The sequence below is a fragment of the Aeromonas sp. 25-248 genome (assembly GCF_053005425.1).
The window spans coordinates 90,363-110,158 of the sequence record NZ_JBRKTB010000007.1 but is presented as its reverse complement, the minus strand read 5'-3'; the positions used below and the strand labels follow the sequence as shown (position 1 = coordinate 110,158).

Annotated in this window: 17 protein-coding genes; 13 read left to right on the top strand and 4 right to left on the bottom strand. The window is 65.3% G+C overall.

Annotated features, from left to right (window positions below; all coding sequences use genetic code 11):
- The first annotated feature begins 29 nt into the window (after positions 1 to 29).
- Positions 30 to 845: an undecaprenyl-diphosphate phosphatase gene (gene bacA, locus ACVDHI_RS12190; RefSeq protein ID WP_010676024.1), complete on the top strand. Its 816-nt coding sequence runs from the start codon at positions 30 to 32 to the stop codon at positions 843 to 845.
- 112 nt (positions 846 to 957) lie between these two features.
- Here the strand turns inward: bacA and ACVDHI_RS12185 are convergent, their stop codons facing one another.
- From ACVDHI_RS12185 to ACVDHI_RS12175, 3 genes are all read right to left on the bottom strand, one after another.
- On the bottom strand, positions 958 to 1,623 hold the full coding sequence (locus ACVDHI_RS12185) for a ChrR family anti-sigma-E factor (protein WP_447212132.1): 666 nt from the start codon (positions 1,621 to 1,623) through the stop codon (positions 958 to 960).
- Positions 1,616 to 2,185, bottom strand: a complete 570-nt coding sequence (locus tag ACVDHI_RS12180; protein ID WP_447212131.1) for a sigma-70 family RNA polymerase sigma factor — start codon at positions 2,183 to 2,185, stop codon at positions 1,616 to 1,618. The genes ACVDHI_RS12185 and ACVDHI_RS12180 overlap by 8 nt, the downstream gene beginning before the upstream one ends.
- 124 nt (positions 2,186 to 2,309) lie before the next feature.
- Complete coding sequence (locus ACVDHI_RS12175) at positions 2,310 to 2,876, bottom strand: LON peptidase substrate-binding domain-containing protein (RefSeq protein ID WP_041211950.1); 567 nt, start codon at positions 2,874 to 2,876, stop codon at positions 2,310 to 2,312.
- A gap of 314 nt (positions 2,877 to 3,190) precedes the next feature.
- Here ACVDHI_RS12175 and argS point away from each other — a divergent pair, with 314 nt between their 5' ends.
- From argS to hslU, 4 genes are all read left to right on the top strand, one after another.
- On the top strand, positions 3,191 to 4,936 hold the full coding sequence (gene argS, locus ACVDHI_RS12170; RefSeq protein ID WP_010676028.1) for an arginine--tRNA ligase: 1,746 nt from the start codon (positions 3,191 to 3,193) through the stop codon (positions 4,934 to 4,936).
- Between the two features lie 3 nt (positions 4,937 to 4,939).
- Positions 4,940 to 5,788: an SPOR domain-containing protein gene (locus ACVDHI_RS12165; protein ID WP_201902005.1), complete on the top strand. Its 849-nt coding sequence runs from the start codon at positions 4,940 to 4,942 to the stop codon at positions 5,786 to 5,788.
- Positions 5,789 to 5,974: 186 nt separating this feature from the next.
- A complete protein-coding gene (gene hslV / locus ACVDHI_RS12160) occupies positions 5,975 to 6,508 on the top strand; it encodes an ATP-dependent protease subunit HslV (RefSeq protein WP_005340772.1) in 534 nt (177 codons plus the stop codon).
- A gap of 95 nt (positions 6,509 to 6,603) precedes the next feature.
- Entirely contained in the window at positions 6,604 to 7,932 is a 1,329-nt protein-coding gene (hslU, locus tag ACVDHI_RS12155; protein ID WP_010676031.1) for an HslU--HslV peptidase ATPase subunit, read from the top strand.
- 88 nt (positions 7,933 to 8,020) lie between these two features.
- Here hslU and ACVDHI_RS12150 read toward each other — a convergent pair whose 3' ends face one another.
- Positions 8,021 to 9,445, bottom strand: coding sequence for an MFS transporter (locus tag ACVDHI_RS12150; RefSeq protein WP_447212130.1), 1,425 nt, complete (start codon positions 9,443 to 9,445; stop codon positions 8,021 to 8,023).
- Between the two features lie 168 nt (positions 9,446 to 9,613).
- On the opposite strand from ACVDHI_RS12150, the gene ACVDHI_RS12145 reads away from it, so the two are divergent.
- The 8 genes from ACVDHI_RS12145 (at position 9,614) to nirD (ending at position 19,736) form a co-directional block, all read left to right on the top strand.
- Positions 9,614 to 10,534 carry a LysR family transcriptional regulator gene (locus ACVDHI_RS12145; protein WP_073352141.1) on the top strand — a complete coding sequence of 307 codons (921 nt, stop codon included), beginning with the start codon at positions 9,614 to 9,616 and terminating at the stop codon, positions 10,532 to 10,534.
- Positions 10,535 to 10,806: 272 nt separating this feature from the next.
- Positions 10,807 to 11,448 carry a TetR/AcrR family transcriptional regulator gene (locus tag ACVDHI_RS12140; RefSeq protein WP_447212129.1) on the top strand — a complete coding sequence of 214 codons (642 nt, stop codon included), beginning with the start codon at positions 10,807 to 10,809 and terminating at the stop codon, positions 11,446 to 11,448.
- An 85-nt stretch (positions 11,449 to 11,533) separates the two neighbouring features.
- On the top strand, positions 11,534 to 12,502 hold the full coding sequence (gene hlyD, locus ACVDHI_RS12135; RefSeq protein ID WP_324035720.1) for a secretion protein HlyD: 969 nt from the start codon (positions 11,534 to 11,536) through the stop codon (positions 12,500 to 12,502).
- Entirely contained in the window at positions 12,499 to 14,268 is a 1,770-nt protein-coding gene (locus ACVDHI_RS12130) for an ATP-binding cassette domain-containing protein (RefSeq protein ID WP_447212128.1), read from the top strand. The genes hlyD and ACVDHI_RS12130 overlap by 4 nt, the downstream gene beginning before the upstream one ends.
- On the top strand, positions 14,265 to 15,374 hold the full coding sequence (locus ACVDHI_RS12125; protein ID WP_447212127.1) for an ABC transporter permease: 1,110 nt from the start codon (positions 14,265 to 14,267) through the stop codon (positions 15,372 to 15,374). Before ACVDHI_RS12130 ends, ACVDHI_RS12125 begins: the two co-directional genes overlap by 4 nt.
- Positions 15,375 to 15,377: 3 nt before the next feature.
- Complete coding sequence (locus ACVDHI_RS12120) at positions 15,378 to 16,466, top strand: ABC transporter permease (protein WP_447212126.1); 1,089 nt, start codon at positions 15,378 to 15,380, stop codon at positions 16,464 to 16,466.
- 305 nt (positions 16,467 to 16,771) lie between these two features.
- The gene (gene nirB / locus ACVDHI_RS12115) at positions 16,772 to 19,318 is read left to right on the top strand and encodes a nitrite reductase large subunit NirB (protein WP_447212125.1); all 2,547 of its coding nucleotides are present in this window, start codon (positions 16,772 to 16,774) and stop codon (positions 19,316 to 19,318) included.
- A gap of 100 nt (positions 19,319 to 19,418) precedes the next feature.
- Complete coding sequence (nirD, locus tag ACVDHI_RS12110) at positions 19,419 to 19,736, top strand: nitrite reductase small subunit NirD (RefSeq protein ID WP_041202829.1); 318 nt, start codon at positions 19,419 to 19,421, stop codon at positions 19,734 to 19,736.
- Positions 19,737 to 19,796: the final 60 nt, after the last annotated feature.

Sequence of the window (19,796 nt, the reverse complement as noted above, 5' to 3'; positions counted from 1 at the left end):
CCAGACCCCATAACCAAGAGATCTGCACCATGACCGAATCCTACGCCCTGTTCGTCGCCTTTGTGCTGGGCATAGTGGAAGGCCTGACCGAGTTCCTCCCCGTCTCCTCCACCGGCCACATGATCATCGTCGGCCACCTCCTCGGGTTTGAAGGACCCAAGGCCGCCACCTTCGAGGTGGTGATCCAGCTCGGCTCCATCCTGGCAGTGGTCGTCATGTTCTGGCGCCGCCTGTTCGGACTCATCGGCATTCACTTCGGTCAGAAACCGACCCCGGGCCACGCGACCCTCTCCCTGGTGCACGTCATCCTCGGCATGCTGCCCGCCGTGGTCGTCGGGCTGGCTATCCACAGCTGGATCAAGGCCAATCTGTTCGGGCCGGAAACCGTGATGTATGCCCTGGTGGCCGGTGGCATCCTGCTCATCATCGCCGAAAAGTTCCGCCCCGCCGTGACCGCGGAGACCCTGGACGACATCAGCTACAAGCAGGCCTTCGGCATCGGCCTGTTCCAGTGCCTGGCACTCTGGCCCGGTTTCTCCCGCTCCGGCGCCACCATCAGCGGCGGCATGCTGATGGGCATCAGCCGCCACGCGGCAGCGGAATTCTCCTTCATCATGGCGGTACCCATGATGATCGCGGCCAGCGGCCTGGATCTCTACAAGAGCCGCGATTTCCTCTCCATGGCGGACTTCCCCATGTTTGCGGTGGGCTTCGTCACCGCCTTCGTGGTGGCCATGGTCGCCATCAAGACCTTCCTGGCGCTGATCCGTCGTCTCGACTTCATCCCGTTCGCCATCTACCGCTTCCTGCTGGCCTTCGTCGTCTACCTGGTCTTCGTGGCCTGATGGGCTTCGCCGCCAAGCAACAAAAAAGGGACCCGAGGGTCCCTTTTTTCATGCCGTGATACCGCCTCAGTCGCGCGGCAGCCCGCGATCACCGGGCAGCCGTGAGCCCAACTCAATAGAGGTGCTGACTGATGCCGTTGAGCAGTCGTGACAGCCCCTTGGTGAACTGCACGGGGGCATCCTGCACCGTGTAGCAGAGGCAGCCGTCCGGGGTACGGGGGCTGTGGGCGTGGCTGGCGTCGCGCCAGATGAAATCCCCCGCCTGATAGCGGGTGTCGCCATCTTCGATGGTGCCCGCCAGCAGCAGGGTCAGCTCATATCCCTTGTGGGTGTGCTCGGGGATCCGCCCCCCCGCCTCGATGTGGAGCAGGTTGGCCCGCGCCCCCATCTCGTCCAGGGGCAGGCTGACCTGACGGATGGCCCCGAGATGACGCCACCTGGGGGCATGATGCCGAGCCAATGCCCGCGGCAGCCGGTAACTGTGACCCGCCACCCTGAGCTCTGGCCTCGGGCTCTCGGGAAGGGCGAGCGCCGCCTCCGTCGCCACCGGCTGTTGCAGTATGCCCGCCAGCATGGCATCGAATCCGGCGGACAGCGCCTCGTCCGGCGCGTCAGGGGCGAGATGCTGGCACGCCAGCGCCTCTTCAAATTCCTTCACCCGGGCGGCGCACTCGGGGCAGAACTCGCAATGGGCGGAGACACCGACGGCCAGCGGCAGGGGCAGCTCGTCGGCGGCGAAGGCGCGCAGCATGGGTTCAGTCGGATGGGTCTTAATCATGGCCTTGCTCCACTTGTTCCTTCAGTTTCTGTAGTGCCAGCCGCAGCCGGGACTTGATGGTGCCAAGGGGCACGCCGAGCCGGTCGGCCAGCTCCTGCTGGGAGAGCTCCTGCAGGTAGATGCCGCGCACCACCTGCTGCTGCGGCTCCGGCAGCGTGGCGACATAGTGGGCCATCTGGCGGGTCAGCACCGCGTCTTCACCGCCGCTCAGGTGCTCCTCTTCGGCCCGGAACTCCAGCAGCGGCCAGATCTCCTCGGCGCAGAGCTCCTCCTTGCTGGCGCGGCGGCGGCGCAGCATGTCAAAGCTCTGGTTGCGCATCACTGTGTAGATCCAGGTGGGGGCGGCGCCCTTGTCGGGGTGATAGAGCCGTGCCTTCTGCCAGACCAGCAGCATGGTCTCCTGCACCAGTTCCATGGCGTTGGCTTCACTGCCGAGGTGGCGCAGCCCGTAGCTGCGGATGCGCGGCGCGAAGTGGTGGAACAGGGTGGCGAAGGCAGCCTTGTCGGCACGCTCGGCCACCCGGACCAGCAAAGATGTGAGGTCGCCGTCTGGGTTGTCCATGGGGGGCGATGTCCTGCGTGGAGCCGATTGTGGTTGGCCAGTATATGCCATTGCGCCATCCCTCGCGTGTGGTGTTCACCCCCAATACGGTGAGCGAGGAAAAAGGATCACCGGGAAGGGGAATTCAATGGCTCGCGACCAGCAGACCGCTCAGCAGGGAGAGGGTGGGCTGGTTGTCCTTGGCCGCCACCAGCCACTGTTTTTGCTCCACCGGGATGGGCAGCACCTCCAGCCAGCGCTGGGCGACCCAGCTCGCATCCTCCCAGTCCGGCTCCGGATAGAGGGCCGCGTACTCCGGATAGTCGTTGAACACATCCTGCAACGCCTTGGCCAGGGAGTGCTGATCCGCCTGGAGCCTGCCGCTCTGCCAGGGGGGCAGGGGATCCACCTCGCCGACCCGCAGACCGTCCTCTTCCTGCCAGAGATCCGTGATGCGCACCCGCTCCACCCCGAGCACCGTGATGCCGAGCAGACCATCGGGCAGCAGATCGAAATCGATGATGCGCACCCGAGTGGCGATGGGGTACATGTTGCGCAGCGCGTCGGGCTGGCGGGGGTCCAGCATGCAGAGCGCGAACTCCCGCTCCCGGGACTCGGCGATCATGCGCTGGTATCTGGGCTCGAAGATGCGCAGCGGCATGATGCCGCCCGGCAGCAGGTGAGCGGAGAGTGGAAACAGTACCAGTGTCATGGGAATCATCCTCCAACGGCGTCCTCAAAGGATACGACCGCCACGGGAAGCGGGATCATTCAGATCGAATCGGTATAAATAACCCTGTCATAATCAGGGGAAAATAGCCTGGACAAGCCGTTTCGTTATGCAGTAGAAATGGATAACCACCACTTATCCAAATCAATATCCTGCAATGTGGTGGAAAACGCAGTGAAATATCCGCCACACCCACGGGTGCGGGCCGTTCCTATAGTTTTCTCGGCCCGATGCGGGTAAAATTCACGCCCTTATCCAGTCAGTCACTTTTCGACGCGCAACCTCGGTGGTCAGTTATGAAAGAGCATATTCATCATCTACTTGAACAAACGGTAGCCAATCTCAAGTCCGCAGGCGTCCTGCCCGCCGACCTGGAAGCCCGGGTGCAAGTAGACCGATGCAAGGAGAAGGCTCACGGCGACCTGGCCACCAACCTGGCCATGCTGCTGGCCAAACCGGCCCGCAAGAATCCCCGCGAGCTGGCCGCTGCCATCATCGAGCACCTGCCCGCCTCCGATCTGATCGCCAAGGTCGAGATCGCCGGCCCCGGCTTCATCAACTTCTTCTTCGACCCGAGCTGGCTGGCCGGTCAGGTGGAAGCCATGGTGACCTCCGACAACGCCAACGTGAAACTGCCGGCGCCGCAGACCGTGGTGGTGGACTACTCCGCCCCCAACGTGGCCAAGGAGATGGCGGTGCACCACATCCGCTCCACCGTGCTCGGTGACGTGGCCGCCCGCGCCCTCGAATTCCTGGGCCACAAGGTGGTGCGTGCCAACCACATCGGCGACTGGGGCACCCAGTTCGGCATGCTGATCGCCTATCTGGAGAAGATGGCCAACGAGCACGCCTCCGACATGGAGCTCAAGGACCTGGAAGCCTTCTACACCCAGGCCAAGCGTCACTACGACGAAGACGAAGCCTTCGCCGAGCGCGCCCGCAACTACGTGGTGAAACTGCAAGGTGGCGATGAGTACTGCCGCACCATGTGGAAGAAGCTGGTCGACATGACCATGGAGCAGAACCAGCGCAACTACGACCGTCTGAACATCTCCCTGTCCAACAAGGACATCATGGGCGAGTCCATGTACAACGACATGCTGCCGCAAATCGTTGCCGACCTGAAAGCCAAGGGGCTGGCAGTCGAGAGCGAAGGGGCCACCGTGGTCTTCCTGGACGAGTTCAAGAACAAGGATGGCGAGCCCATGGGCGTCATCATCCAGAAGAGCGACGGCGGTTTCCTCTACACCACCACCGACATCGCCTGCGCCAAATACCGTTACGAGAACCTGGGCGCCGACCGGGTCATGTACTTCATCGACTCCCGTCAGCACCAGCACCTGATGCAGGCCTGGACTATCACCCGCAAGGCGGGCTATGTGCCGGAATCCGTGCCCCTCGAGCACCACGCCTTCGGCATGATGCTGGGCAAGGACGGCCGTCCCTACAAGACCCGCTCCGGCGGCACCGTCAAGCTGGTCGACCTGCTGAACGAAGCGGAAGAGCGCGCCAGCGCCCTGCTGGAGAGCCGCAACAGCGACCTCTCTGCCGAAGAGAAGGCCCAGGTGGTGCACGCCATCGCCATGGGCGCGGTCAAGTATGCGGATCTCTCCAAGAACCGCACCACCGACTACATCTTCGACTGGGATCTGATGCTGTCGTTTGAAGGCAACACCGCCCCCTACCTGCAATACGCCTACACCCGTATCCAGTCCATCTTCCGCAAGGCCGGCGTCGATGCCGATACCCTGAGCGGCAAGGTGGTCCTGAGCGAAGATGCCGAAGAGACCCTGGCCCAGAAGCTGATCCAGTTCTCCGACGCGGTCAACGGCGTGGCGGACAAGGGGATGCCGCACCTGCTCTGTACCTATCTGTACGAGCTCTCCGGCAACTTCATGACCTTCTACGAAGCCTGCCCGATCAACAAGGACGGCGTGGACGAGGCGACCCGCCAGAGCCGTCTGCTGCTGTGCGCCGCCACCGCCAAGGTGCTCAAGCTGGGCCTGGGCGTGCTGGGCATCCACACCCTGGAGCGCATGTAATAGATGGCGACCCGGGATTACGTCGGCAACAGCCCGAGACGACGGGCGGGTGGCCGTAACATCAAGAAAGCGGCCCCTCGCCGCTTTCCTGTTATCCCGGCACTGCTGGCCGGGGCCCTGGTCGTCGGTTTTGGCGCCTTCCTCTACCTCATCAACGGCAAGGGCGCCGATGCCCCCACCATCGAAGAGCAGGTGAAGGCCAACAAACCCAAGGCACAGGGCAATACCCTGCCCCAGGAGAAGTGGAGCTACATCGAGCGGCTGGAGAACAAGCAGGTGGACATCATAGAGCCGCCGCCCCAGCCGGGCGTGCTGCCGCCCCCGCCCGCCGAGACCATGACCCTGCAACCGGAGAAGCTGCCCAAGCCGGTCGCGACCGATATTCCCCAGCCGGGGACCCCCATCGGTCAGGTGAAGCCCTATCAGCCGCAACCGGTGCAGCCGACCAAGCCGGCCACCGGCGCCCCGGTCGCCAGCGCCCGGGAGCAGGTGATCGACCAGAAGGCCGAGCGTGAGCGGATGGAGCGGGAGATCCGCGCCGAACTGGAGCGGGAGCGTGCCGAGGCCGCCAGGGCCAAGGCGGCGACCCAGACTACCCAGACCGCAGCCGCCGACGGCGGTCGCTACATGATGCAGTGTGCCGCCCTGCGCTCCCAGGATTCCGCAGAATCCCTCAAGGCGCGCATCGCCTTCACCGCCGGGCTCTCTTCCAGCCTGCAGGTGGTGAACGGGGCCGGTGGCGCCGTCTACAAGGTGATGGTGGGCCCCTTCAACGGCAAGGCGGCGGCCGACGCGGCCAACCGCAAGCTGCAGGGCTCGGGCATCAGCGGCTGCATCCCCAAGAAGGGGTGATCGCTGCGTCCATGCACAGGGCCGGGTGGCAACATCCGGCCCTGTTTCTTTTGGCGCCATCCCGCGCCCACCCGATCCCTCCTCCGCGATCCGTGCTCGGCACAGGCTTGAAAAGCCGTTTTGCCATCCCCATCTTTTCCTCCATGCACAGTCAGGCCGTCATTCGGCTCAAGCGAGGTAAGTAAAGTGACTACCATAGTTTCAGTTCGCCGCAACGGTCAGGTCGTCATCGGTGGCGATGGCCAGGTTTCTCTTGGCAACACCGTCATGAAGGGCAACGCCCGCAAGGTTCATCGCCTCTACAACGGCAAGGTACTGGCTGGTTTCGCCGGCGGCACCGCCGACGCCTTCACCCTGCTCGAGCGCTTCGAAGCCAAACTGCAGGCCCATCAGGGTAACCTGGAGCGCGCCGCCGTGGCGCTGGCCAAGGACTGGCGCACCGATCGCGCCCTGCGCCGCCTCGAAGCACTGCTGGCCGTCGCCGACGAGCACAAATCCTTCATCATCACCGGCAACGGTGACGTGGTGCAGCCGGAGCACGATCTCATCGCCATCGGCAGCGGCGGCAACTTCGCCCAGTCCGCCGCCATCGCCCTGCTGGAGAACACCGAGCTGGATGCCAGGACCATCGTCGAGAAGTCCCTCAAGATTGCGGGCGACATCTGCGTCTTCACCAACGGCAACCACACCATCGAAGTGCTGGATTATTCAGCTAAATAAGTCGGCGAAATAGGGCCGCCAAATAAGGCCGCCTTGCCAGACGCCACATTTTCCAAGGGGTGGGCCCTGCCCGCCCCGGATACAGGAACGCCATCATGTCCGAGATGACCCCGAGAGAAATCGTCCACGAGCTGGACAGACACATCATTGGTCAGGCCGACGCCAAGCGCGCGGTCGCCGTCGCCCTGCGCAACCGCTGGCGCCGGATGCAGCTCTCCGAGGAGATGCGCCACGAGGTGACCCCGAAGAACATTCTGATGATCGGCCCGACCGGCGTCGGCAAGACCGAGATCGCCCGTCGCCTGGCCAAGCTGGCCAACGCCCCCTTCATCAAGGTGGAAGCGACCAAGTTCACCGAAGTGGGCTATGTGGGCAAGGAAGTGGACAGCATCATCCGCGATCTGACCGATGTCGCCATCAAGCTGGTGCGCGAGACCGAGATGGAGAAGATGAAATACCGCGCCGAGGAAGCCGCCGAAGAGCGCATCCTCGACGCCCTGCTGCCCAACCCGCGCAACAGCTGGGGTGAGGAAGAGAAAGCCGACAACTCCAACACCCGCCAGATCTTCCGCAAGAAACTGCGGGAAGGTCAGCTGGATGACAAGGAGATCGAGCTGGATCTGGCCGCCTCCCCCATGGGTGTCGAAATCATGACCCCGCCGGGCATGGAAGAGATGGCCAACCAGTTGCAGGGGCTGTTCCAGAACCTGGGCCAGAACCAGAAGAAGAAGCGCAAGATCAAGGTCAAGGAGGCCATGAAGGCGCTGATCGAAGAGGAAGCGGCCCGCCTGGTCAACCCGGAAGAGCTGAAGCAGAAGGCCATCGCCTCCGTCGAGAACAATGGCATCGTCTTCCTCGACGAGATCGACAAGATCTGCAAGCGCGGCGAGAGCTCAGGCCCGGACGTTTCCCGTGAAGGGGTTCAGCGCGACCTGCTGCCGCTGGTCGAGGGCTGCACCGTCAACACCAAGCACGGCATGGTCAAGACCGATCACATCCTGTTTGTCGCCTCCGGTGCCTTCCAGATCGCCAAGCCGTCCGACCTCATCCCCGAGCTGCAGGGCCGTCTGCCGATCCGGGTCGAGCTGACCGCCCTGACCACCGAAGACTTCGAGCGCATCCTGACCGAGCCGAACGCCTCCCTGACCGATCAGTACAAGGCGCTGATGGCCACCGAAGGGGTCAACATCGAGTTCACCCAGGATGGCATCCGCCGTCTGGCCGAAGCGGCCTGGCAGGTCAACGAGCGCACCGAGAACATCGGCGCCCGCCGTCTGCACACCGTGATGGAACGCCTGATGGAAGACATCTCCTACGACGCCTCCGAGAAGTCAGGCGAGACCTTCGTCATCAACACCGACTACGTCAACGCCCACCTCGGCAAGCTGATTGAAGACGAGGATCTGAGCCGCTTCATTCTGTAACAGGTTGATCGATAACGAGGAGCTGAGCGGTTTACTATCCTGCTCAATCCCATAGCAAGACGCCTCCCCTGTGGAGGCGTCTTCGTTTTCAGCGTTCTCCCGACTCGCAGCCGTCCCGGGCCACATCACCCTGCACGGCACGCTCCTCCCTTCCCGCCAGCCAGAGCGCACTCATCAGCAGCAAGGCCGTCAGGGCGAAGGTGACCCGGGTGGCAAACGCCAGCTCGTCCGCCGTCGCGAGGGCGAGATCGGGCCGCCCCGCCAGGGCGGCGAACAGGCCCCCCAGCCCCGCCGCCCCCGTCAGCTGGCCCAGGTTGCGCGACAGGGTCAGCAGCCCGGCCACGGCGCCATGGCTCGCCCCCTCCGCCTCCCCTACCACGGCGCTGTTGTTGGCGGTCTGGAACAGGGCATAACCGGCGGTGAGCAGCAGGATGGGCAGCAGGTAGCCGAGGGGCCCGAGCGCCCTGTCCAGGAGGGCCAGCAAGACGGCGGCCACCACCATGAGTCCCAGGCCGAGGCGCACCACAGGGGTCGCCCCCACCCTGTCCACCAGCCAGCCGGCGGGCATGCCGGACAGCGCCGCCAGCAGGGGGCCCATGGAGATCATCAGCCCCACCGTCCCCATGTCGAGGGCAAAGGCACCGTGCAGGTAGAAAGGACCGATCAGCAGCGTCGCCACCATGACGCTGGCCACCAGCGCACTGGCGATGATCCCGCCTCTTCGCCTGGACGCTCCCAGCAGCGCCAGGGGCAGCAGGGGGCGACGGGCGCCCGAGTCGGCACGCACGAAGAGCACCATGGCGACGAGCGCCCCTATCCCCGGCCAGACCCCGAGTGGGCTGCCCCGGGTCAGTGCCAGCCCGTAGCAGAGCAGCGCCGTCACCAGCAGCAACAGACTGGTGAGCGGGAGGCCTCCCTCGGCAGAGCCCGCCTCATCCCGGGGCAGATCCCGCCAGGCACACCCCAGCGCCAGCAACGCCAGGGGGAGCAGCAGCAGGAAGGGTGCCTGCCAGCCAAATCCGCCGATCAACAGGCCGCCGAAGGAGGGGCCGAGCGCCGTGCCGCAGGCCGACAGGGTGCCGAGCAATCCCATGCTCCAGCCCCGTCGGGCTGGCGGCACCAGCTCTCCTACCATGGCCAGCGAGAGCACCAGCATGCAGGCCGCACCCGCCCCTTGCAGGGTGCGAGCGGCAATGAGCCAGCCGATGGAAGGGGCCAGGGCGCACAGCAGGGAAGCCAGCGCAAAGACCCCGGTCCCCCAGAGCAGCAGGCGACGCCGCCCCAGACGATCGCCGAGCCGACCCGCCACCACCGTCAGACTGGTGATCCCAAGCAGGTAGGCCACCAGCACCCATTGCAGGCTGGCGAAGGGCACGCCGAAGTCCTGCCCCAGGGCAGGCAGCACCAGGTTGGCCATGCTGCCCGCCAGCATGGGCAGCAGGGTGGCGAGCCCGAGCCCCGCGAGACCGAGACGGCGCGTCACGGGAGGGGAAACAAGAAGTGGTGTGGACATGGCAGTCTCTCCGGCAAGTGATGATGCACTCAGGCTAGCGGGGGGGATGACAAGGCGGAAGACGCACGGATTGCAGCTTATAGTTGCATCAGACGCCATATGAAGAGACGGCAACTCGCGTATCATGAAGGGGTCGGCCCGTCAGGCGCCGCCTGCGAGGAGACGACCATGACCCCGGATTTCAACCTGCTGATCACCCTGGATGCCCTGCTGGAAGAGGGCAGTGTGGCGGGCGCCGCCAGACGGCTAGGCCTGAGTGCTTCCGCCATGAGCCGGGCCCTGGCAAGGCTGCGGGAGACCACGGGGGATCCGCTGCTGGTGCGGGCGGGACGCGGCCTGATCCCCACCCCCCGGGCGCAGATCCTGCGGGATGAGGTTGCCCGCCTGGTTCAGGAGACCCGGGCCGTGCTGCGCCCCCAGCAGGAAGTAGACCCGGCGAGCCTGGAGCGCACCTTCCGCCTGCGATCCAGTGACGGCTTCGTGGAGGCGGTGGGCCCCGCCCTGCTGGCGCGCCTCGCCGTCGAGGCCCCCGGGGTGCGGCTGCACTTTCTGGCCAAACCCGACAAGGAGAGCGGCCCCCTGCGCCGTGGCGAGCTGGACTTCGAGACCGGGGTGATCGGCACCACCACGGCCCCCGAGCTGCGCACCCAGGCCCTGTTCCAGGACCACTTCGTCGCCGTGGTGCACCCGGACCACCCCCTCTGCGACGGCACCCTGACCGTGGCGCGCTATGCCGCCGCCCGCCACGTACTGGTCTCCCGCCGGGGCCAGCCTCACAGCCCCATCGATGAGATCCTCGCAGGCCAGGGGAGGCGGCGCACCATCACCACCCTGGTTCCCGGGTTTGCGACGGCGCTGGCCCTGGTCAGGGAGAGCAATCTGGTGGCGACGGTGCCGCACCTGCACTGCGCCAGCCTGCTCGGCGATCTGGTCACCCTGCCCCTGCCCTTCGCTCTGCCAGGGATCCGGGTCGCCCTGCTCTGGCACCCCAGTCAGGATGCCGATCCGGGCCACCGCTGGCTGCGCGCCCTGATACGGGACACCTGTGCCCGGCCCCCCTATCACACCGAGGCCACCGACACCCCCTGATCCGGGTCAGGCAGCTCCCGGCTCCATCACCAGCCTCTTGTGGCCCGGGCACCCGCACCCGGGGCCTGAAGCGCCTGTCACCACCCCGTCACACCGACATGCCTGTGGCTTGGGCACAAGTGGTGGATCCTTCCCCCTGCCGGACGGGGATCACGGCCCCTCAGAGCGGGGCGGATCACATTGCGGGCAAAAAGATCCTGCCGCCCGCTTCCGCATTTTTTATACGGTCGTATAATTGCGTACAAAATGCATACACCAGGAGCGCCAGCCAGATGCACCCCACCCGTCAGAAACTGCTCGATACCGGCCTCGCCATCGCCACCGACAAGGGGCTGCGCGGCCTGACGGTGCGCGAGCTGGCGGCGGCGGCCGAGGTGAACCTCGGCTCCTTCGTCTACCACTTCGGCAACCGCGACGCTTTTATCGACGAGCTGGTGGAGCTCTGGTACGCCCCCCTCTATGAGGAGCTCAAGGCGGTGGCAGCCAAAGGCTCCTACTCCTCTGCCATCGCCATGTTCGAGGCGACCATGGAGGCGCTGATCGGGCTGGTGGCGCGCCAGCGCGGCTTCATCAACCACCTGTTTGGCGATGCCCTGGCGGGGGAAGGGGCGGCCCAGCGCTTTCTGCTCAGTCTGCCGCGCCGTCACCCCCTGCTGCTGATCGAACAGGTACGGATGGCACAGGCGGAAGGGTCGCTGGTCGCGGGTCACCCGCTCCAGCTGATGATCTTCATCATGGGATCGGTCGGCCTGCCGCTGGTGATCGCCGGCAGCGGTCGCCAGCTCGGCTGGCTGCCCGAACAGGCCGCCCCCTTTCTCGCCCAGATAGACAACCCCGAGGCCGCCAGACAGCGGCTGGTATGGGCACTGCGCGGCCTGCGCCCCACCGACATGAAAGAAGGAGAAGCGGCATGAAACAACGCATCGCGATGGTAGCTCTGCTGCTGGCCGTTCTCGGTGGTGACCTCTGGCTGCAGAGCCATCCTCAAGGAGAAGCAGCATGAAACAACGCATTGCAATCGTGGCCCTGCTGCTAACCGTTATCGGCGGCTACCTCTGGTGGCAGGGGCGCCCAGCCGACGGCTCCATCCTCTACGGCAATGTCGACATTCGCGACGTCAATCTGGCCTTTCGGGTCGGCGGCCGCGTCGATCAGGTGCTGGTCGATGAGGGGGATAGGGTAAAAGCCGGTCAACTGCTGGCACGCCTCGATCCGGTTCCCCTCACCCACAGCCGCGACAGCGCCTTGGCCAATCTGGCTGCGCTCACTGCCGCCAACGCCTTGATCCACAAAGGCTATCGCAGCGAAGAGACCGACCGCGCCCGGGCCGCACTGGCCGCCGCCGAAGCCGCTGCACTGGAGGCCAACCAGCAGTGGCGCCGCCAGAGCGCATTGGCCGCCACCGGCGCTATCTCCCGCGGTCAGCTCGATACTGCCCGCTCCCAGCGGGATCAGACCCAGGCGCAGGTGCGCTCGGCCCGCGAACAGCTCGCCCAGCTCGAAACCGGCTACCGCCCGGAGGAAATCGCCCAGTCCGATGCCCAGCTGGAAGGGGCCAAAGCGGCGCTCGCCAGTGCCGAACTGGCGCTGGCAGATGCCAGCCTGACCGCCCCCAGCGATGGCATCATCATCAGCCGCGCCGTCGAGAACGGCAGCATGGTGCAGAGCGGAGCGACCGCCTTCAACCTCTCCCTGACTGCGCCAGTCTGGGTGCGCGCCTATGTGGAGGAGCCCTGGCTCGGCCACTTCCCGAGCGGCGCCAAGGTAACCCTCACCACCGACTCGCGGCCGGATCAGCCCTATCACGGAGTAGTGGGATTTGTCTCGCCCACCGCCGAGTTCACTCCGAAATCGGTGGAAACGCCGGATCTTCGCACCCACCTCGTCTACCGGCTGCGCATCGTGGTGCAGGATCCCGACCCGGCCCTGCGCCAAGGGATGCCGGTCACTGTCAGGCTGGCGCCATGAACAGCGCTATCTCCCTTGAAGGGCTCACCAAACGCTTTGGCGAGCGGGTCGCCCTCAACGCCATCTCGGCCACCATTCCGGCTGGCGGCATCACCGGGCTGGTGGGCCCCGACGGCGCGGGCAAGAGCACTTTGCTGCGCCTGCTGGCCGGTCTGCTGATCCCCGAAGCGGGCACCATCCGGGTGCTGGGGCTGGACCCGGTGAGCGAGGGGGATCTGCTGCGTCAGCGCCTCGGCTACATGCCCCAGCAGTTCGGCCTCTACGAGGATCTCAGCGTGCTGGAGAACCTCACCCTCTACGCTGACTTGCGCGGCGTACTGGAGCCCGAACGCACGCCCACCTTCGCGCGGCTGCTCGCTTTCACCGATCTCGCCCGCTTCACCGCAAGGCCGGCGGGCAAGCTCTCTGGCGGGATGAAGCAGAAACTCGGGCTGGCCTGCGCGCTGCTCGGCACCCCGGATGTGCTGCTGCTCGACGAACCGGGGGTCGGAGTCGATCCCATCTCCCGCCGCGCCCTCTGGCAGATGGTGCGCGAGCTGGCAAAAGGGGGGATGACGGTGCTCTGGAGTACCGCCTATCTCGATGAGGCGGAGCTGTGCGACCACGTGCTGCTGATGGCGGATGGCGAGGTGCGCACCAGCGGCACGCCAGCCGATCTGATGGGGGCCATGGCCAGCCGCTGCTGGCTGCTGGAGGCGGGGCAACTGGATGGCCGCGAGCGGCGCGCCCTGCTACGCCGGGCACTGGCTCACCCGGCGGTGATGGATGGCGCGGTGGCGGGGGAGCGGGTTCGCCTGCTGCTGCACCCGGGCATGACGCCCCCGCCGCTCCCGGAGCTGCAGCTCGCCAATGGCGCCTTTCGACCGGCCCAGCCCCGGCTGGAGGATGCCTTTATCGACCTGCTCGGCGGCGGCCCCGGCGGGGAGTCGAGTCTGGCGGCGGGGATGCGGGAAGCCGAACTGCCGCAGGGGGTCTCCCCCGAGGCGGTGATCGAGGCGCGCCACCTCACCAAACGCTTCGGCGATTTTGCCGCCACCGATGATGTCAGCTTTGCGGTGCGCCGCGGCGAGATCTTCGGCCTGCTCGGCCCCAACGGGGCGGGCAAGTCCACCACCTTCAAGATGGAGTGCGGCCTGCTGCGTCCGAGCGAGGGGCAGGCGCTGGTGACCGGCATCGATCTGGCTCACAGCCCCTCGGCGGCACGCCAGCGCCTCGGCTACATGGCGCAGAAGTTCTCCCTCTACAAGCAGCTCACCGTGGCGCAGAACCTCTCCTTCTTCGCCGGTATCTACGGCCTGTTCGGCCGCCACCAGCAGACGCGGATCGACGCCATGGTGACTGCCTTTGCACTCGCCCCCTGGCTCGATCAGAAGGCGGAATCCCTGCCGCTCGGCCTGCGCCAGCGCTTATCGCTGGCCTGCGCCCTGCTGCACGAGCCGCCGCTGCTGTTTCTCGACGAGCCCACCTCCGGGGTCGATCCGGTGACCCGGCGCGAGTTCTGGTCGCACATCAACGCGCTGGCCGACCACGGCGTCACCGTGCTGGTCACCACCCACTTTATGGATGAGGCGGAGTATTGCGACCGCATTGCCCTCATCTATCGCGGCAAGCTGCTGGCGCTCGGCACTCCGGACGATCTCAAGGGGCTGGCCGCCAAAGAGGCGGCGACCTCTTTGCCAACCGGCTCCTTGCCGACCTGTTCTTTGCCAACAATGGAAGAGGCCTTTATCACCCTGGTCGAGCGGGCCAGCGAGGAGGACGCATGAGCATCAACCGTCGGCGACTGCTGGCCCTCTGCCGCAAGGAGACGCTGCAAATCGTCCGTGACCCGAGCAGCATCCTCATCGCCTTCATCATGCCGGTGGTGCTGCTGGTGGTGATGGGTTACGCCATCAATCTGGATGTGGACCACCTGCGCCTCGGCATCTGGCGTACCGACAGCGGCGCCCCGGCGGTGCGGCTGGAGCAGGCCCTGCGCGGCTCTACCGCGCTGGAGATCCACAGCGGCCCGAGCAAGGAGTCCCTGCTCGCCAGTCTGGCCCGTGGCGAGATCCGCGGCCTGCTGGTGATCGATGACGGCTTCTCCCGCGCCATGGCCGGTCAGGGCAATGGCACGCCGCAGGCGCTGCTGCTGACCGACGGCTCCGAGCCCAACACGGCGAATTTCGTCACCAACTATGTGCAGGGGATCTGGCAGGGGTGGCTCGCTGGCGAGGGGGTCGCCATGCCGGTGTCGATAGAGAGCCGCGCCTGGTTCAACCCGGCGCTGGTGAGCCGCAACTTTCTGGTGCCGGGCTCCATTGCGGTGGTGATGACCATCATAGGCGCCCTGCTCACCTCGCTGGTGGTGGCGCGGGAGTGGGAGCGCGGCACCATGGAGGCGCTGCTCGCCACCCCGGTCACCAAGGGAGAGCTGCTGCTCTCCAAGCTGCTGCCCTACTATGGCCTCGGCATCATCGCCATGCTGCTCTGCCTGCTCTTCTCGGTGGCGGTGATGGACGTGCCGTGGCGTGGCTCCCTGCTGCTGCTCTTTCTGGTCACCAGCGTCTTTCTCGGCAGCGCCCTCGGGCTCGGGCTGTTCCTCTCCACCGTGATGCGCAGCCAGTTCAACGCCGCGCAGGCGGCGCTGATCGCCGCCTTTCTGCCCGCGGTGATGCTGTCGGGCTTCGTGTTCGAGATCGCCAGCATGCCGCCTTGGCTTCGGGCCATCACCCACCTCATTCCGGCCCGCTACTTCGCGAGCTCCCTGCAGACCCTCTATCAGGCGGGCAGCGTCTTCTCGATCCTGCTGGTCAACGGTTTCTGTCTGCTGCTGCTGGCCGGTTTCTGGCTGGCCCTGACCGCCCGCAAGACGCGGCGCACTCTGGAGTAACCCATGCTGACCCGACTCTGGTGGCTGATCCGAAAAGAGCTGCAGGCCCTGATGGGCAATACCCAGGGGCGCTTTCTGCTCATCATGCCGGTGCTGCTGCAAACCGCCCTCTTCCCGTTCGCCGCCACTCTGGAGGTGACCGGCAACACGCTGGCCATCTACAACCAGGATGGCGGTGCCCAGAGCCGCGAGCTGCTGGAGCGCCTCACCCATATGCCCGCCTTCACCACCATCATCCCGGTGCAAGGGGAAGCGGGCATGACCGAGGCCATCACCGGGCAGCGGGCGCTGCTCGGGCTGATTATTCCGGGGGATTTTTCGCGCCGGCTGGCGCGGGGCGAACCGGCCAGGGTGCAGCTGATCATCGACGGACGCCGCTCCAACGGCGGTCAGGTGGCGGCGGGCTACATCAGTCAGGTGATCGCCCGCTGGCAAAGTGAGGGCAAGGGGCAACCCGAGCTGGCGGTACGCAACCTCTACAACCCCAACGTCGAGTTCCACTGGCATATCCTGCCGGCGCTGGTAGCTATCATCACCACCACCGGCTGCCTGATCGTCACCGCCCTCTCGGTCGCGCGGGAGCGGGAAGAGGGCACCTTCGATCAGCTGCTGGTCTCCCCCCTCACCGCGGGCTGGATCATGGCGGGCAAGGCGGTGCCCGGCATCATGGTGGCGGTGGGACAAGGGTGCATAGTCGCGCTGGCCGCCCGTTTTGTCTTTCACCTTCCCTTTGCCGGCAGCCTCAGCCTGCTGATGGCGGGAATGGTCTGCTACGGGCTGGCACTGGCCGGGATCGGGCTCTTCATCTCGTCGTTCTGCTCGACCCAGCAGCAGGCGTTTCTCGGGGTCTTCTCCTTCACCGTCCCGGCGGTAATCCTCTCGGGCTACATCTCGCCGGTGGAGAATATGCCGCAGGTGTTCCAGTGGCTGGCGGCCATCGACCCCCTCACCCACTTCATCGTGCTGCTCAAGGGGGTCTTTTTGAAGGGGCTCGGCTGGTCGGCGGCCTGGCCCCTGATCTGGCCCCTGCTCGCCATCGCCGGCGTCACCCTGTCGCTGGCGCTCGCCATGTTCCGCCGCCATATCGTCTGACGTGCCACCTTGCTCAGCTGATGCCCATTGATACCGGTCTCGCCAGTGCGAGACCGGTCTTTTTCCGACAGAAGTTTTCACTCCCCGGCAGTGGGTAAACCGGGCTTTCCCTCCACCATTCCTCACCCCGAGCCAGCCCAGAAATCGTCAACTGGTATACCTATTTTTGTATAGTATTGAATTTTCTCGAATTACCCCTGAGGAGATATATAAATAGACACTTGATTTGCATCAATCGCCCACCCCTGCCGACTGGGTAGCCTAGCCCCAGAATGATGTTTTATTACTCCAAACTTGAGGCAACTATGAGCAAAGTCAGACTGGTCGTTGTGGGCAACGGCATGGTGGGGCACCGCTTCATCGAAGAGCTGATCGAGCGGGCCGATCCGGGCCGCTACGAGATCACCGTCTTCGGTGCAGAACCCCGTCCCGCCTACGATCGCGTCCATCTCTCCTCCTACTTCTCCCATCACACCAGCGAAGATCTCTCCCTCGTCAAACCCGGCTTCTACGACAAGCACGGCATCCGCCTGCTGCTCGGCGAAGCGGTGAAAAAAATCGACAGGGCCAACCGCGAAGTGCACTCCAACAAGGGCACTGTGGTCGAGTACGACAAGCTGGTGCTGGCCACCGGTTCCTACCCCTGGGTGCCGCCCATCCAGGGCAGCCAGCACCACGAGTGCTTCGTCTATCGCACCATCGAGGATCTGAAAGCCATCCGCAGCGCCGCCAGGAGCGGCAAGAGCGGAGTGGTGATCGGGGGCGGTCTGCTTGGCCTCGAAGCCGCCGGCGCCCTCAAGGCGCTGGGTCTCGAGACCCACGTGGTGGAGTTTGCTCCTGTGCTGATGGCCGAGCAGCTCGATGGTCAGGGCGGCCAGCTGCTGCGCCGCAAGATTGAATCCATGGGCGTGCAGGTGCACACCAGCAAGAGCACCAGCGAGATCCTGATGCATGGCGGTGAACAGGCGAAACACCGCCTCGCCTTCGCCGACGGCAGCCAGCTTGAAGTGGACGTGGTGGTCTTCTCCACCGGCATTCGCCCGCAAGATACCCTCGGCCGCTACGGCGATCTGGCCATCGCCGAGCGTGGCGGCATCGTCATCGACGATCACTGCCTCACCTCCGACCCCGATATCTACGCCATCGGCGAGTGCGCCGCCTGGCAGGGCCGCTTCTTCGGGCTGGTGGCGCCGGGCTACAAGATGGCCCAGATCACCGTCGACCATCTGCTCGGTGGCGACAGCCGCTTCGAAGGGGCGGACATGAGCGCCAAGCTCAAGCTGCTCGGCGTCTCCGTCGGCTCCATCGGTGATGCCCACGGCCGCACCCCGGGCAGCCACAGCTATGTGTTTCAGGACGATCAGGCCGGCGTCTACAAGAAGATCGTGGTGAGCGAGGACAACAGCCGATTGCTCGGCGCCGTGCTGGTGGGTGACGTGGAAGATTACGGCAACCTGCTGCAGATGATGCTCAATGCCCTGCCGCTGCCGAGCCACCCGGACACCCTGATCCTGCCTGCCTACGCCGGTGCCAAGCCGACGCTGGGGGTGGATGCCCTGCCGGAAAGCGCCCAGATCTGTTCCTGCTTCGACGTCTCCAAGGGCGACATCGCCAAGGCGGTGGCCGAGGGTCACACCACCCTTGCCGCCATCAAGCAGCACACCAAGGCCGGTACCGGCTGCGGCGGCTGTGTGCCGCTCATCAGTCAGGTGCTCAACGCCGAACTGGTGAAGCAGGGCATCGAGGTCAACAACCACCTCTGCGCCCACTTCCCCCACTCCCGTCAGGAGCTGTTCCATCTGGTCAAGGTGGAGGGGATCAAGAGCTTCGACGAGCTGCTGGCCAAGCACGGTCAGGGCTATGGCTGCGAGGTGTGCAAACCGACCGTCGGCTCCATCCTCGCCTCCTGCTGGAACGAGCATGTGCTGAGCCCGCGCAACGTCCCGCTGCAGGACACCAACGACATCTTCCTCGGCAACATGCAGAAGGACGGCAGCTACTCCGTCATCCCGCGCATGGCCGGCGGTGAAGTGACCCCGGAAGGCTTGCTGGCGGTGGCCGAAGTGGCCCGCGACTACAAGCTCTACACCAAGATCACCGGCGCCCAGCGCATCGGTCTGTTCGGGGCCCAGAAGGATGATCTGCCCGCCATCTGGCGCAAGCTGCTGGCGGCCGGATTCGAGACCGGTCAGGCCTACGCCAAGGCACTGCGCATGGCCAAGACCTGCGTCGGCAGCACCTGGTGCCGCTTCGGCGTACAGGACAGCGTCGGCCTCGGGGTCTTCCTCGAGAACCGCTACAAGGGCATTCGCACCCCCCACAAGATGAAGTTCGGCGTCTCCGGCTGCACCCGCGAGTGTGCGGAAGCGCAGGGCAAGGATGTCGGCATCATCGCCACCGATGCTGGCTGGAACCTCTATGTGGGTGGCAACGGCGGCATGAAGCCGCGCCACGCCGACCTGCTGGCGTCTGACCTTGACCGCGAGACCCTCATCAAGCTGATCGACCGCTTCATGATGTTCTACGTCACCAGCGCCGACAAACTGCAGCGCACCTCGGTCTGGCTCGGCAATCTGGAAGGGGGCGTCGACTACCTGCGCGAGGTGATCGTCGACGACAAGCTGGGGCTGGCCGAGACGCTGGAGCGCGATATCCAGACCCTCATCGACAGCTACGAGTGCGAATGGTCGCGCACCCTCAACGAAGAGGAGGCGCTCAAGCGCTTCAGCCACTTCATCAACAGCGACAAGCGCGATCCGGACGTCCAGTTCGTCGCCGAGCGCGACCAGCACAGACCCGCCACTCCGGCCGAGCGCATCCCCGTCTACCAGATCGAGGTGGAAACCAAATGATGAAACTTGCCTGCCAACTCAACGGCATCCTGATGGGCTGCATGGACGTTTGCGCCCTGCTCGAGAGCCAGTCCATCCAACTCGAGGTGGAGATTAAGCGATGAAACTTGCCTGCCAACTCAACGACATCCTGCCGGGAACCGGTGTCTGCGCACTCATTGAAGGTCGCCAGATCGCCCTATTCCGCCCGAGCGCGGCCGCCGAGGTGTTCGCCATCGACAACCGGGACCCCTTCTTCGCCGCCAACGTGCTGTCGCGGGGCCTGATCTGCGAACACGACGGCGAGCTCTGGGTCGCCAGCCCGCTCAAGAAGCAGCGCTTTCGCCTGAGCGATGGCCACTGTTTCGACAACCCCGCCATGTCGGTGCAGAGCTATCCCGTTGAAGTACGCGACCAGCAGGTCTGGGTCGCCGTCTGATGTCGACAACCCCCAGATCTATGTCGGTACGGGGATACCCCGTTGAAGTGCGCGACCAGC

What these genes read in the sequence shown, in the direction of transcription:
- ACVDHI_RS12130 (WP_447212128.1), top strand. Translation starts at nt 12,499, where the DNA reads ATGAACAGCGCTATCTCCCTTGAAGGGCTCACCAAACGCTTTGGCGAG.
- hslU (WP_010676031.1), top strand. Translation starts at nt 6,604, where the DNA reads ATGTCCGAGATGACCCCGAGAGAAATCGTCCACGAGCTGGACAGACAC.
- ACVDHI_RS12140 (WP_447212129.1), top strand. Translation starts at nt 10,807, where the DNA reads ATGCACCCCACCCGTCAGAAACTGCTCGATACCGGCCTCGCCATCGCC.
- ACVDHI_RS12165 (WP_201902005.1), top strand. Translation starts at nt 4,940, where the DNA reads ATGGCGACCCGGGATTACGTCGGCAACAGCCCGAGACGACGGGCGGGT.
- ACVDHI_RS12150 (WP_447212130.1), bottom strand. Translation starts at nt 9,445, where the DNA reads ATGTCCACACCACTTCTTGTTTCCCCTCCCGTGACGCGCCGTCTCGGT.
- nirB (WP_447212125.1), top strand. Translation starts at nt 16,772, where the DNA reads ATGAGCAAAGTCAGACTGGTCGTTGTGGGCAACGGCATGGTGGGGCAC.
- nirD (WP_041202829.1), top strand. Translation starts at nt 19,419, where the DNA reads ATGAAACTTGCCTGCCAACTCAACGACATCCTGCCGGGAACCGGTGTC.
- argS (WP_010676028.1), top strand. Translation starts at nt 3,191, where the DNA reads ATGAAAGAGCATATTCATCATCTACTTGAACAAACGGTAGCCAATCTC.
- hlyD (WP_324035720.1), top strand. Translation starts at nt 11,534, where the DNA reads ATGAAACAACGCATTGCAATCGTGGCCCTGCTGCTAACCGTTATCGGC.
- ACVDHI_RS12175 (WP_041211950.1), bottom strand. Translation starts at nt 2,876, where the DNA reads ATGACACTGGTACTGTTTCCACTCTCCGCTCACCTGCTGCCGGGCGGC.
- bacA (WP_010676024.1), top strand. Translation starts at nt 30, where the DNA reads ATGACCGAATCCTACGCCCTGTTCGTCGCCTTTGTGCTGGGCATAGTG.
- ACVDHI_RS12180 (WP_447212131.1), bottom strand. Translation starts at nt 2,185, where the DNA reads ATGGACAACCCAGACGGCGACCTCACATCTTTGCTGGTCCGGGTGGCC.
- ACVDHI_RS12145 (WP_073352141.1), top strand. Translation starts at nt 9,614, where the DNA reads ATGACCCCGGATTTCAACCTGCTGATCACCCTGGATGCCCTGCTGGAA.
- ACVDHI_RS12125 (WP_447212127.1), top strand. Translation starts at nt 14,265, where the DNA reads ATGAGCATCAACCGTCGGCGACTGCTGGCCCTCTGCCGCAAGGAGACG.
- ACVDHI_RS12185 (WP_447212132.1), bottom strand. Translation starts at nt 1,623, where the DNA reads ATGATTAAGACCCATCCGACTGAACCCATGCTGCGCGCCTTCGCCGCC.
- ACVDHI_RS12120 (WP_447212126.1), top strand. Translation starts at nt 15,378, where the DNA reads ATGCTGACCCGACTCTGGTGGCTGATCCGAAAAGAGCTGCAGGCCCTG.